This window comes from Marinomonas vulgaris, from assembly GCF_018145875.1.
Lineage (GTDB): Bacteria > Pseudomonadota > Gammaproteobacteria > Pseudomonadales > Marinomonadaceae > Marinomonas > Marinomonas vulgaris.
The window spans coordinates 17649-31361 of record NZ_JAGSSV010000008.1; the positions used below are offsets into that span (position 1 = coordinate 17649).

The following is a 13713-nucleotide window of genomic DNA, read 5'->3' on the forward strand; positions in this document are numbered from 1 at the left end:
CACCAAAGGTAACAGAAGAGGTGAAAAGAGAGGCATAAACGTCCAAATCCCTATGGTTATTTGTTACTGACTTTTGGCCACCAGCACTTTACGCATGGCTTTGTTGAAGGATTCGATTAAGTGCGGCGGAAAGCCTTTACCGCTTTCGAAATTGACCATTTGCACAGCTCGCATGGCGCTTTTACTGTAGTCACTTCCCGACTTACCCCAAACAAAATCAATAAACATCACCGCCATAGACAAAATAAACGCCCCTTGTGGAATAAGGGAGCCGACTAAACCTTCTGGGAACCCTGTACCATCAAAACGCTCTTTATGCGCCTGAACCATGGCCACAGCGTCTTCCCACCCAGAGTGTTTGGCTAGCAATTTTGCCCCCACTAATGGGTGATTCTGTTCGGCTTGTCTTTTTAAGGATTCGTCATCTTTGCAATTAAGAATCAGCGCCATGCCCATATTATGCATATAAGCTGCGGCACTTAATTGCGCCTGATCAACTGGCTGGGTGCATTCCATATTGATCAGCTGACATAACTTTAAAATGCGTTCACTTCGCTCGGAAGAGTAGCCTAATAAACGATTTAACTTCTGACTGAAACCTGTGAACAAAAGAATGTCGTTCTGCTGTTCTTCTGAGAACGTCACCTTGATCAACAAGGAAGACAAATCGGAATCCCTCGTTTCTTCTTCTATCACTTCTTGCGAGCAAAGGGTAAGTAATCGAGTGGTTAACACCAGACGATGCTCAGCGTCTTCTTCTGCGTATAAGGCATCTAGGCCTTTTTGCAACATATCCCGACGCTCGCTGTCGGCCACATGGGATTGGTAAATTTGCTTCAACAACACATACACCTGCTCGATCACCACATTGATAAGGTCACCCAAATGGGAATGGTACTCAATATAACCGCCGCGCATACCATCGACAATTTCTTCGAGCTTATGCAATATCCCCACCAAAGGATCGAGAAAACACACTGAGCAATTGCCTTTCATACTGTGCAAAGAGCGAAATAATTTATCTAGCTTGTCGAATGAAAAACCGTCACTTTCAATACTGTTGATGATCTCCTCGATTTCCTGCTGGGCTTCCACATAGCATTCCATCAAATCGTCTTTAATTTCTTTTTCCAGTATTGAAAACGCTTTACAAGCAAAATGGCTCATTTTTTTCTTCCATTACAAAGGGCACATGTGACCAAACACATTCAATCTATCGAAAAGTAAGTATAGCGCTCAGCACACCTTCTACTCACTAATGAAACTCTCTTTCTCTCTGTTTTAAAGAGATTGCATGATCAAAATAATACTGCACCGCCATGCCTAAATAATCATACTCATCACCAGTACGAGCAATGATACCGATACTGCCCTGTTGTTGGTATTTTTGCGGCTGATAATAGGTTTCCAATCGCCAGCCATTATCGTTGTCATCGTATTTTTCTCGATACAAAGAGGTGCGTACATCATCGTTAAAGTAGTAACTCACCCCCAGCCGAGAACTGGTAATATTGCTCAGGGTTTTTTCAGTAGAAATATAATTGGCGGTCAATGAAAAGTCGCCGAGAAAAGCTTCGCCAATAAATTGACCGATCACATCGCGCTCGGTTTCAAGACGTTCGTCCATGGGCTCCACTTCACTGATGCCTAGCCCTAATCCAAGTCGCCCATAGCCATTCTGTAAAAACCAATTTGAAGAAAACTCAGATTGCGCCACGCTGGTTTCGGAAGACCCTGTTATTAAATAATTGCTATTGAGTAAAAGTTGTGTGGATAAATAGGCATTGAGCGGGATATTTATCTTGAAATCGATGTTCAGCAGGGACTGCTCATCTAACAAGCCATAACCAAGCCCAAAAACAAAATTGGGGTGTGCCTTTTCCTCTGAAATGTCAGTATTGGACGAGCTTTCGGTGGACTGACTTTGGGCGTATACCGTGTTACTCAAGGTTAATGATAGGACAAAGATACGAAAAAAAACGTTCACAAAGTGCCTTTTAGAATGTTTAGCGGATGAATAAACAAATGTGTACCTATTGTGACGACTCTCAAACAAAATCGCCAGTAACAAAAAGCCAACTATTTTCTGATAAAATGCAGGGAATTCAGAACACCGCTGGGATTCGAGAGAAAAGCCCAATATAATAGCGCCAAAGTCGATTAGACGAACAATTTTTTAGGTTTATACGTTACATGGCAAAAAAACTTTTTATCCAAACTCATGGCTGTCAAATGAACGAATACGATTCTTCTCGTATGGCAGATTTACTTGGCGAAAGCCATGAAATGGAACTGACTGACAACGCTGACGAAGCCGATGTGCTTTTGTTAAACACCTGTTCTATCCGTGAAAAAGCACAAGATAAAGTGTATCACCAGTTAGGGCGCTGGAAAAAACTCAAACAAAAGAACCCTAACCTAGTGATTGGTGTGGGCGGTTGTGTGGCAAGCCAAGAAGGCGACGCCATTCGTAAACGCGCCAAACATGTGGACATGATTTTCGGACCACAGACCCTGCACAAGCTACCAGACATGGTGAACGCAGCAGGAAAGCATATTCCAATTACTGATGTTACCTTTCCTGAGATTGAGAAATTCGATCATCTCCCTGCTCCTCGGGTAGAAGGTGCTGAAGCTTTTGTTTCCATTATGGAAGGCTGCAGTAAATACTGTACTTTTTGTGTCGTGCCTTACACTCGCGGCGAAGAAGTCAGCCGTCCTTTTGACAGTATCTTAGTAGAAGTAGCACAACTGGCGGAACAAGGTGTGCGTGAGATTCATTTGCTCGGTCAAAACGTGAACGCTTATCGTGGCGAAACACCAGACGGTGATGAAGCAGATTTGGCTGACATTATTCATGCCGTGGCACAGATTGATGGGGTCGAGCGCATTCGCTTTACCACCTCTCACCCAGTTGAATTCAGTGACAGCTTAATAGAAGCATTTAGAACAGAGCCCAAACTGGTTAGTCACCTACACTTGCCTGTTCAGAGCGGGGCTGACAACATTCTTAGCGCTATGAAACGCGGTCACGATCGTCAGTACTATATTGATAAGATCAATCGCATAAAAGAAGCGCGCCCAGGTATCAGCCTCTCCTCTGACTTCATTATTGGCTTTCCCGGCGAAACAGATGAAGATTTTATCGACACCATGAACCTTATCCAAGAAATTGGCTTCGATCATTCATTTAGTTTTGTCTATAGTCAACGCCCTGGCACACCAGCATCGAATTTAGAAGACGATACACCAGAGGAACTTAAAAAAGAGCGCCTCGCCATTCTACAACGTCGTATCAGCCAGCAATCCTACGACATCAGTCTGGCCATGGTCGGCGAAGTACAACGCATTCTAGTCAGTGGCTACTCGCCGCGTGATCCAGGCCAACTGCAAGGTCGTACTGAAAATAATCGCATCGTGAATTTTCGCGCTTTCGATCCACAGTTAATCGGCAAATTTGCCGAAGTGGTCATTACCGACGCTTACCCAAATTCCTTACTCGGCGAATTAGTGGGCTCTGAGCTCGACGCCGATTTCGTACTTTAAAATAAGGTAACTCTTGGACACTACACAGACAACTCAACAAATCCGTTTGGTACCTGCCGAAGCCGAGGCTTTGGTTGGCCTGTGCGGTCAACTCGATGAAAACATCAAGCTCATAGAAAAACGCCTTGATGTTACCATTAAGTACCGTGACAACCTTTTTGACATTTCAGGTGAAAATTCAGAGCACGTTGCGGCCACGAAGACCTTACTGGAAAATTTGTACCGCGAGGCACAAGCCAATACAGAAATATCGCCTGAAACCATCCATCTTTATCTACAAGAGTCAGCGATTGAATCGTTAACAAGCAGCAAACGCGGCAAAAGCGATCAGCTAGTCATCAAGACCCGCAAGGCATTTATTAAGCCCAAAGGTGCGAATCAGCAAGACTATGTCAAACAAGTGCGTAAGCACGACATCAACTTCGGCATTGGGCCGGCTGGTACAGGCAAAACTTATCTTGCCGTTGCCTGCGCCGTAGAAGCGTTAGAAGCTGACCGAGTTGAGCGCATTATGTTGGTTCGTCCAGCGGTGGAAGCCGGAGAAAAGCTTGGTTTCTTACCGGGGGATTTATCACAAAAAATCGACCCGTATTTGCGCCCTTTATACGATGCTTTATACGAGATGCTTGGTTTTGAGTTGGTTGACAAGTTAATAGAGAAAAACGTGATTGAAATTGCGCCCTTAGCCTTTATGCGTGGCCGTACTCTCAATAACGCCTTTATCATTCTAGATGAAAGCCAAAACACCACGCGCGAACAAATGAAAATGTTTTTGACGCGTATCGGCTTTGGTTCAACCGCGGTGATTACTGGTGATACTACTCAAGTCGACTTACCTCGTGGCACGTCTTCAGGCTTGGCTCAAGCCATGCATGTACTCAAAGGCGTGAATGGCATCAGCACGACTATTTTTAACTCTGCCGACGTGGTGCGCCATCCTTTGGTTCAACGCATTGTAGAAGCTTACGATCGCTTTGATGTGGAAGTAGAAGCAGAAAAAAAAGCGCGCACCGAAGCACGCCTAGCCGCACAGGCTGATGTTACGGAAGGTCATTCCTAATGCCGCAAGTGGAACTGGACTTACAAATTGCAACCAACGACACCGCACACTTACCCAGTGAAGCGGATTTTTTATTGTGGGTTGAAAAAGCGCTGGCCAATTCAGACGATGAGTTCGAAGTCACTATTCGCATTGTCGATGTCGAAGAGAGCCAAGCGTTAAATCATGAATACCGTGGCAAAGACAAACCGACTAATGTATTGTCATTTCCATTCGAAGCACCACCCGGGCTTGAGCTTGCATTGTTAGGCGATTTGGTAATCTGTAATCAAGTTGTGGCAATGGAAGCCGAAGAACAAAAAAAAGAGCCGCTTCATCATTGGGCCCATATGACCATCCATGGCATCTTGCATTTATGCGGCTATGACCATATAACTGATGACGAAGCCGACGAAATGGAATCTCTAGAAACGAAGCTACTGGCTTCTCTTTCCATTTCAGACCCCTATTTGATTAAAGAGTGAGCTAACACCCCAATGAGTGACGACCGATCGAGTACATCCAACGATCAACATAAATCTTGGTTTGAGCGTTTAACGCAAGCCTTCAACGATGAGCCACGGAGTCGAGGTGACATCGTAAAACTTCTAGAAGCGGCCGTGAAATCAGATATTATCGATCGTGATGCCTTCACTATCGTAGAAGGCGCGCTGGAAGTATCCGAAGTACAAGCACGAGACATTATGATTCCGCCGTCTCAAATGGTGGTGATAAAATCGGAGGATGACCCTAAAACGTCGCTGCGTAAAATCATCGACTCTTCCCATTCACGATTCCCTGTGGTCGGTGAAGATTCTGACGAAATTCTAGGTGTGCTTCTAGCGAAAGATCTGTTGCCATTCTTGTTCAAAGAAGGCGAGGTCACCATTGAAGACATAATGACGTGTTTACGTTCTGCCAATTTCATTCCAGAAAGTAAGCGCCTGAATGTGTTATTAAATGATTTCCGCACTAAACGCTATCACATGGCTCTAGTATTGGATGAATACGGCAGTGTATCTGGCCTTGTAACCATCGAAGACGTGTTAGAACAAATTGTTGGTGAAATTGAAGACGAAACCGACAAACTGGACGACGAGACTATTCAGGTCACGACAGAACCGGGTGTTTATATGGTTCCCGCTCTATCGAGCGTGGAAGACTTTAATGAGTTCTTTAAAGCCGACTTAGACGAAGAAGATTTCGACACCATAGGTGGTGTGCTAGTACAACAATTTGGGCATGTTCCCGTGCGCGATGAAGAACTTACTCTCAACGGTTATCATTTTCGCGTAGTCAAATCCGACGGCCGCCGTATAAAAACCATTCATGTCACTAAAATCAATCTAAACGATACAGAGTAAAACACCCATGCCCCACCCCGATTCCACTAACACAACAACGGGGTGGGCGCCTCGTTTTACGACTTTTCTACACACCCTTTCTCCTCTTTGGACAACACTGATTGGTCTTGCATCAGGCGCATTGGGTGTCACCAGCTTCGCCCCTTTTCATTTTTGGCCAGGTTATTTTGTCAGCCTCGTGGTGTTCAGCGCGTTTGTGATCACCAGTCCAACCAGTAAAGTCGCTGGCTGGCGCGGCGTCAGTGTTGCATTAGGCTTTTTTGGTGCAGGCATTTCTTGGGTTTACGTCAGCATCGCTGAATATGGCCAAGTGGGCGTTCTGATCGCCGGTGTCATCACTCTCGCGTTTATCCTGGTGCTCAGTTCATTCTGGGGCTTGGCCGCCTTGTTTGCGTGGCGGTTAATACAGAAATTTCCTTCGCTGCCTGCCAGCCTGTGGATTACGATCTGCTTATTGCTTGGTGAAACAGCAAGAAGTACTTTTTTCACTGGTTTCCCTTGGCTATTACCCGGTTACGCGGTTGAAAATAATTGGTTGTTTGAGCTCTTACCTCTTGGCGGAATCTGGCTAACCAGCACCGCGGTGATATTAACGTCCAGTGTCATAGCGGTCACTTTGCTGACGCCTTCTAATCCGAGCCAACCAACCAGACAACCGATTCTCTGGCTTGCCCTATTGGGACTTTGGGGCAGTGCTGCCTACTTGCACTATGCTCCTGTGACCTGGGTACAAGAAACCGCTCACATCAAAACCACCCTGGTGCAAGGCAACATTAAGCAAGATGAAAAATGGCTTGCTCGCATGGCGAAGCAATCCCTCAGTTTTTATCAACAAACGACCATAGAGCATCTAGACAGCGACTTGGTCGTTTGGCCTGAAACCGCGATTACTTACAGCTACCCACAAGTCAGCCCTTATCTGAAATCCTTTAGCCAAGAATTAGCAGACAGCCAAACCACTTTGATTACAGGCATTCCCGATGTCGGTGAAAAAACGGGGGAATACTATAACGCGATCTGGGCAACAGGAAATGGCTTTGGTTTGTACTACAAGCGCAGGCTGGTGCCTTTTGGTGAGTACATTCCTTTTGCCGAATACGTGGGGCCCATTTTGGATGTTTTTGGCATGCCTATGTCTAGCTTCAAATCAGGAGACGATAACCAGCCCGTGTTGCAAGCTGGCGAATGGGGCATTGCGCCTTTTATCTGCTATGAAATTGTCTATGCAGAGCAAGTTAGGCAGATGGTGAGAGACAGCGATTTGCTTATTACCATCAGCAATGATGGCTGGTTTGGCACATCATTTGGCCCATGGCAACATTTGCAGATCGCCCAGTTTCGCGCCAAAGAAACAGGACGCTACGTAATCCGAGCCACAAATACCGGTATCACGGCGTTTATTGATGAAAAAGGTAACATCATCGCCCAAGCGCCGCAGTTTGAACAAACGACGCTCACTGCCAACGCCAAAACGTTCAGTGGCATCACGCCGTATGTCAACTGGGGAAATTGGCCTACGATTTGGCTATTAGGCCTGTGTGCTGCATTATCCTATCTGTTTAGGCTTTATCGACGTCGTGACTAGACAGCAAACCATAATGACAGATTTCGCAAGACCCTAGTGGCTGCGTTGCTTCGACAATATTATCGTGACCACAGGACATGCATCGATAAGTACCCGGCTCGACTTCTGTGCCAACCACATGACACTCTTCTAGTGGCACTGGATTATTGTTGGCATGGTTGATCAACCAAAGCAGCGCGGCATCTTCTTTTTTGTCGAGCTCTTCAACCAGATCCTGACCCTCGTCCATAACAAGGTGCCAGTTAGCATCTACCCAGGCTTCGGTGTAGCCCATTTTGTCGTGCCAATATGCGTTCATCAATGCCATGTCTTCAAGTAACCAATCTTTGGCACCGACCAGTGTTTTACGCGCTTCTTCAACCAAATTAGAATCACTGACGTGGTTTGACGAATCTTTTTTCACAGTTTTCATAACTCCTCCTCTATGCACCTTCTAATTAGCGCTTCATCTCTATAAAATAACGCAAAAATTCAGACTCTGCTGGCCATTAGACTCATTTGTTGCGCTATGTCGCGCTAATGGCCCTCTTTGATCATAAAGAGAATACAGATCTGCCAATCTTACGTCGATCATGGGATAAGAATACATCATGCAAGAGCAATATAATCCGCAGCAAATTGAACAAGCGGCGCAATCTTTTTGGGACGAGAACAAGGTCTTCAAAGCGGTCGCAGATTCCAACAAAGAAAAATTCTACTGCCTTTCCATGTTCCCTTATCCAAGTGGCCGACTGCACATGGGTCATGTGCGCAACTACACCATCGGCGATGTTATTTCTCGCTATCAGCGCATGCAAGGTAAAAATGTACTTCAACCTATGGGCTGGGATGCTTTTGGTTTACCTGCTGAAAACGCAGCGATTAAACACAAAACAGCTCCTGCTAAGTGGACCATGGAAAACGTGGCCTACATGAAAAACCAGTTAAAAGAACTGGGCTTTGCATACGATTGGGACCGCGAAATTGCCACCTGCACACCAGAATATTACAAATGGGAACAATGGTTCTTCACTCAATTAGTAGAAAAAGGCCTCGCTTACAAGAAAACAGCGGCCGTGAACTGGGACCCTGTGGACCAGACCGTATTGGCCAACGAGCAAGTCGTTGACGGGCGTGGTTGGCGTTCTGGCGCTTTGGTTGAGCGCAAGGAAATTTCTCAGTGGTTCATTCGTATCACCGACTACGCTGAGGAATTACTGAATGACCTTGATAAATTAGACGGCTGGCCAGAAAAAGTAAAAGCCATGCAGCGCAACTGGATTGGTCGCTCCGAAGGCCTAGAATTCAGTTTTGCAGTCGAGGGTAAAGACGAGCGTTTATCGGTTTACACCACTCGCCCAGATACCATTATGGGCGTCACTTACGTGGCGGTTGCAACTCAGCACCCATTGTCTTTAGAAGCGGCTAACCACAACGCAGAATTGGCTGCATTTGTCGAAGAAAGCAAATTGATGTCGACAACAGAAGCCGACATGGCGACAGCTGAGAAAAAAGGCATGGACACAGGCTTCAAAGCCATTCACCCAATCTCGGGAGATTCGGTGCCTATTTATGCGGCTAACTTTGTGTTGATGGATTACGGTTCCGGCGCGGTGATGTCGGTTCCTGCCCACGATCAACGTGATTTCGAATTTGCCAAAAAATACGACCTCACTATCAAGCAGGTTATTCAGCCTGCCGGTGAAGAAAGTATTAATTTGGATCAGGAAGCCTTTACCGAAAAAGGTACCTTGTGCAACTCCGGTGAATTCGACGGCATGGCCTTCAAAGAAGCCTTTGATGCCATTTCCACTTGGATGGTTGAACGTGAATTAGGCGAAGTTAAAGTCAATTATCGTCTTCGTGATTGGGGCGTGAGCCGTCAACGTTACTGGGGAACCCCTATCCCAACGATTAACCTTAAAGACGGCTCTGTAGTTCCTGTTCCAGAAGACCAGCTTCCAGTTGAATTGCCCACCGATGTGATCATGGACGGTGTAAACTCGCCTATTAAAAACAACCCAGCTTTCTCTTCTATCATGTTTAATGGCGAAGAAGCCGAGCGCGAAACCGATACCTTTGATACCTTCATGGAATCCTCTTGGTACTTTGCTCGTTACTGCTGTCCAGACTCAAAAGACGCCATGCTAACGGAAGAAGCCAATTACTGGCTCCCTGTTGACCAGTATGTTGGCGGCGTAGAACATGCCATCCTGCATTTGTTGTACTCACGCTTCTTCCACAAATTGCTTCGCGATGCCGGCTTGGTCACTTCGGATGAACCGTTCAAACGCCTATTAACTCAAGGCATGGTCAACAAAGACGGCACCAAGATGTCTAAGTCAAAAGGCAATACGGTTGACCCTCAAGAGATGATTGAGAAATACGGCGCCGATACCGTTCGTTTGTTTATCATGTTTACCGCGCCACCTGAACAGTCTCTTGAATGGAACGATGCGGGTGTAGACGGCGCATCCCGTTTCTTGCGTCGTTTATGGGCCTTGTCATACCGCCACACTAACGCTGGAACGGTGGGCGAGCTTAAGATTGATGAGCTTAACGGTGCACAAAAATCCTTGCGTCGTAAAACTCATGAAACCATTCAAAAAGTCACAGACGATATTGAACGTCGCCAGACCTTCAATACAGCAATTGCCGCGGTGATGGAGCTGTGCAACGAGATAAGCAAATTTGAAGACACCTCGGTACAGGGTCTTGCCGTAGAACGCGAAGCTCTGGAAGCCGCAACCTTGTTGTTGTCTCCTATCGTGCCACACATTGCCCATCAGCTATGGGCCGAATTGGGTCATACTGACAATGTGGTGGATACGCCTTGGCCGACCTTAGACGAAGCCGCCTTGATCAAAGACGAACTGACCATTGTGGTGCAAGTTTTGGGCAAGAAGCGAGCTGAATTAACCGTTTCCGCCAGTGCGGACAACAAAACCATTGAAGCTGAAGCCTTAGCACACCCGGGCGTGATCAAGCATCTTGAAGGCAAAACGGTACGTAAAGTCATCGTTGTGCCAGGTCGTTTGGTTAACATCGTCGCTAACTAAACCCCTGCCGCCAGAGGTGGCACTGCCACCTCTGGCTTGCTTGACGCATTTTTACTCACTCAATCGAGATCACGGATATGACCGCCACCTTCACACAAACAACACGTCTTTTATTGTTAGCGTTACTGACCATGAGTTTAGTGGCTTGCGGCTTCCATCTTCGTGGCCAAGTGAACATTGCCAGTCAATACAAAACCCTGACTCTCACTTCTGAGAGCGGATCAGACAGCTTCGAGCGCTCCCTGCGAATCGCCTTAACCAAAGCCGGCATTACCCTTGTCGACAAGGCAAACGCCACCGATGACACCTTAAATCTGAAGATTAACAAGATCACCACATCCGATGTGGAGCTTGCGCGCAATGCTTCAAACGATGTATCACAAGTACAGCGCACGTTAAGCAGTCAGTATTTTATTCGCCAAGCCGATGGAAAAGCGGTTTATGGCTCACGTACCATCAGCACCAACAAAACCCTGACCAACCAAGACGCTGAAGAGAGCGCAAAAACCTCTTACAACAAAGCACAAACAGACAGCATGAGTGAAGAGCTGGCCAACCAGCTGCTTTACGACTTAAACTACGCGCCCCAATAAGTCGTCTTTTAATTTAAGCACTCACTACTTAGGCACTTACGATGAAAGTCAGAGCGGATCAACTCGCCCAACAGCTGAAAAAAAACCTCGCGCCTATTTACATTATTTCTGGCGATGAGGTTTTATTGGTGCAAGAAGCCGCCGACAGCATTCGCAAAATAGTGCAACTGCATCGCATTGAAGAACGCCTACGCTTTGTGGCAGATGCGCAATTTGATTGGCAAGATGTGATCAACGAGAACCAAAGCCTGTCTTTGTTTTCAAGCCGCCGCTTGTTCGATATTCAAATCGATAAAATGGGTGAGAAACACACCAAGGCATTAGCACAGCTAGGCCAGTCTCTTAGCGAAGACAATATTATTCTGCTAACCCTACCCAAACTTGATGCCCGTAGTCAAAAAGCCAAATGGTTTACTCAATTAGAAACCCAAGGCGTGTTTGTGCAGGTTTGGCCAATCGATGGCAACCGCCTTCCCGCTTGGGTGCAACAGCGTGCGCAAGCCTTAGATCTGTCACTCACCCGCGATGCCGCGAGCATTGTGTGTGAGCGTGGTGAGGGCAACTTATTGGCCTTATCTCAGGAACTTGAAAAGCTAGCATTGATACATGGCCAAGGGGCAAAAATCGATGCTGAAAAAGTGGTTGAGTCGGTGGCAGACAGCAGTCGCTATTCCATTTACGACCTAAGCGATCGCTTATTAATGGGCAAAACCAAGGACGCCATGCATTGCCTCAGCCAGTTACTGGCGGAAGGCGTAGAAGCCAGTATTATCCTGTGGTTATTCAATCGCGAAGTTCAAAGTTTGACCAGTCTACTGCAAAAAATGCAAACCTCCAGCTTCCGACAAGCCTGTCAGGCGGAAAGAATTTGGGACAAACGCATTCCTTTTTACGAAAGCGCCCTGTCTCGCCACAACGCCATCACCTTGCCTTACATGCAAAACTATTTGGCGCTCGTCGATAAATCGATCAAGGGCTTGGAAGGCCCAGACACAGAAACCGGCTTTCGTAATTTAGTGATGATGTTTTGTGGTTACAAGCCCGTCATCACCGAATTAGATGTAGCATGAACCCAACAGATGACACTAAGCCAATGACAATGACAATGAACCAAGATCCTCTCGTTTTAGAAGAAATACAGGTATGGACAACGCCACTCTTCGTCACCCAAATGCCAGACCATGACTTTTTAAAAGATGCCCTGCTTGCGGCTGTGTACCAGCAGAAAGATCGTCAGCTCACCGCAATCGACAGTGGCGTTGCTCCCAAAGCAAAACACGCCATGCACGAAAGCACTTTAGACTTTTTAGAATTGGCTGACGCCAATGTGATGGAAGCCAAACGCGCACTCGAAGAATTGGTGCTTGAAGTTGCAGCCAGGGTGAATCAAGCTTTTTGGCCAGAGGACATGGAAGCCGATGCACGCATCATTGAATCTTGGTATCACGTCACCCAACACGGAGGCTATCATGACGCCCACTCTCACCCAAATTGCTCTTGGTGCGGCATTTATTATCTAGATCCGGGCGATGCCAGCGAAGCAGGCAAAGGCGGCCTAAATCGTTTTTATGACCCAAGAGTCAACGCAGAACATTATGCCGATCCAGGTACGGCCTACTTAGGCGGCCACGGTGTGTGGGACTTCACGCCTATAGATGGCCAAATTGTGATTTTCCCGTCGTACTTGAAACATTCAGCCTTGCCCTACTTTGGCAACAAAGACAGAGTCGTCATTGCTTTTAATTGTATTATTGACGCTTACTGAACCCATTCTCGGTGCCATAAAACGTCTCAGCTGGTTATCTTTCTGACTATCTGTCTCTTTTTGTGCATTTGTGAAAGAAAACCCATTAGTTTCCTCTCAAAGATTCACAACAGATTGGTTTTTGTAGTAATTTAACAAACCATGTTGGACATTGACGGGGAATTTTATGCGTTTTCAGTTTGATCAACTCAATGCTAGCCAGCGCTATCACCTGATCACTCAAACCATCACACCACGGCCCATCGCGTGGATTCTAACCAAAAACGAAAACGCAAGTTTCAACCTTGCGCCTTTCTCCTATTTTGCCCCATTAAGCCCAGACCCTGCCCTTTTAGCTGTGTCTATCGGCAATAAAGCTACTGACGTTCCCAAAGACACCAAACGTAATCTAATACGCGAACAGGAATGTGTTTTGCATATTCCCAGTGGGGAATTAGCTGAAGCAGTCAACGAAAGTGCCGCCAGCACTGATTATAACGAATCTGAGCTACCAAGAGCGGGCTTATCTCTTACCGACTTTGTCACCAGCTTACCTAGAATTGCAGAGGCCAATATTGCCTTACATTGTCGACTGTACGATATACACAGCATAGAAAAGGCCTCTTTTGATGTCTTATACCTAGAAATTATCGACTTGTATGTGAGCGATCATCTTGTCTCACAAGACAATAATCGTACTACCATCGACAACCAAAAACTGAATCCGCTTTCGCGCTTAGGAGGCAACGACTTCGCGCTCCTAGGTGACATAGTGACGATTCAACGTCCTAACTAGGACACTAT

13 protein-coding genes are annotated in these 13713 nt (G+C 46.4%); 10 read left to right on the forward strand and 3 right to left on the reverse strand.

Annotated elements, in window-relative coordinates; genetic code table 11:
- Nucleotides 1-63: 63 nt before the first annotated feature.
- Both J9B83_RS08320 and J9B83_RS08325 read right to left on the reverse strand, forming a co-directional pair.
- On the reverse strand, nucleotides 64-1167 hold the full coding sequence (locus J9B83_RS08320) for an HD-GYP domain-containing protein (protein ID WP_211536297.1): 1104 nt from the start codon (nucleotides 1165-1167) through the stop codon (nucleotides 64-66).
- Between the two features lie 88 nt (nucleotides 1168-1255).
- Nucleotides 1256-1987: a hypothetical protein gene (locus J9B83_RS08325; protein WP_211536298.1), complete on the reverse strand. Its 732-nt coding sequence runs from the start codon at nucleotides 1985-1987 to the stop codon at nucleotides 1256-1258.
- A 206-nt stretch (nucleotides 1988-2193) separates the two neighbouring features.
- Between J9B83_RS08325 and miaB the strand changes: the two genes are divergently transcribed.
- Genes miaB through lnt form a run of 5 tightly spaced genes read left to right on the forward strand, consistent with a single transcriptional unit; the run spans nucleotide 2194 to nucleotide 7534 of the window.
- A complete protein-coding gene (miaB, locus tag J9B83_RS08330) occupies nucleotides 2194-3546 on the forward strand; it encodes a tRNA (N6-isopentenyl adenosine(37)-C2)-methylthiotransferase MiaB (RefSeq protein ID WP_211536299.1) in 1353 nt (450 codons plus the stop codon).
- Between the two features lie 13 nt (nucleotides 3547-3559).
- Nucleotides 3560-4606 (forward strand): PhoH family protein, encoded by a 1047-nt coding sequence (locus J9B83_RS08335; protein ID WP_211536300.1) that lies wholly within the window; start codon nucleotides 3560-3562, stop codon nucleotides 4604-4606.
- Nucleotides 4606-5070: an rRNA maturation RNase YbeY gene (gene ybeY / locus J9B83_RS08340; RefSeq protein WP_211536301.1), complete on the forward strand. Its 465-nt coding sequence runs from the start codon at nucleotides 4606-4608 to the stop codon at nucleotides 5068-5070. Before J9B83_RS08335 ends, ybeY begins: the two co-directional genes overlap by 1 nt.
- Before the next feature lie 12 nt (nucleotides 5071-5082).
- Complete coding sequence (locus tag J9B83_RS08345; protein ID WP_211536302.1) at nucleotides 5083-5949, forward strand: HlyC/CorC family transporter; 867 nt, start codon at nucleotides 5083-5085, stop codon at nucleotides 5947-5949.
- 7 nt (nucleotides 5950-5956) lie between these two features.
- The gene (gene lnt / locus J9B83_RS08350) at nucleotides 5957-7534 is read left to right on the forward strand and encodes an apolipoprotein N-acyltransferase (RefSeq protein ID WP_211536303.1); all 1578 of its coding nucleotides are present in this window, start codon (nucleotides 5957-5959) and stop codon (nucleotides 7532-7534) included.
- Here lnt and J9B83_RS08355 read toward each other — a convergent pair.
- Nucleotides 7509-7946: a hypothetical protein gene (locus tag J9B83_RS08355; RefSeq protein ID WP_211536304.1), complete on the reverse strand. Its 438-nt coding sequence runs from the start codon at nucleotides 7944-7946 to the stop codon at nucleotides 7509-7511. The two genes, lnt and J9B83_RS08355, sit on opposite strands and share 26 nt — an antisense overlap.
- Nucleotides 7947-8124: 178 nt before the next feature.
- Between J9B83_RS08355 and leuS the strand changes: the two genes are divergently transcribed.
- The 5 genes from leuS to J9B83_RS08380 all read left to right on the forward strand — a co-directional run bounded on the left by leuS (nucleotide 8125) and on the right by J9B83_RS08380 (nucleotide 13705).
- Complete coding sequence (gene leuS, locus J9B83_RS08360; RefSeq protein WP_211536305.1) at nucleotides 8125-10572, forward strand: leucine--tRNA ligase; 2448 nt, start codon at nucleotides 8125-8127, stop codon at nucleotides 10570-10572.
- 77 nt (nucleotides 10573-10649) lie between these two features.
- Entirely contained in the window at nucleotides 10650-11165 is a 516-nt protein-coding gene (locus J9B83_RS08365; protein ID WP_211536306.1) for an LPS-assembly lipoprotein LptE, read from the forward strand.
- A gap of 41 nt (nucleotides 11166-11206) precedes the next feature.
- Complete coding sequence (gene holA / locus J9B83_RS08370; protein ID WP_211536307.1) at nucleotides 11207-12235, forward strand: DNA polymerase III subunit delta; 1029 nt, start codon at nucleotides 11207-11209, stop codon at nucleotides 12233-12235.
- Entirely contained in the window at nucleotides 12232-12930 is a 699-nt protein-coding gene (locus tag J9B83_RS08375) for a putative 2OG-Fe(II) oxygenase (protein ID WP_328797720.1), read from the forward strand. The genes holA and J9B83_RS08375 overlap by 4 nt, the downstream gene beginning before the upstream one ends.
- Nucleotides 12931-13096: 166 nt before the next feature.
- The gene (locus J9B83_RS08380; RefSeq protein WP_211536308.1) at nucleotides 13097-13705 is read left to right on the forward strand and encodes a flavin reductase family protein; all 609 of its coding nucleotides are present in this window, start codon (nucleotides 13097-13099) and stop codon (nucleotides 13703-13705) included.
- The last annotated feature ends 8 nt before the right edge of the window (nucleotides 13706-13713 follow it).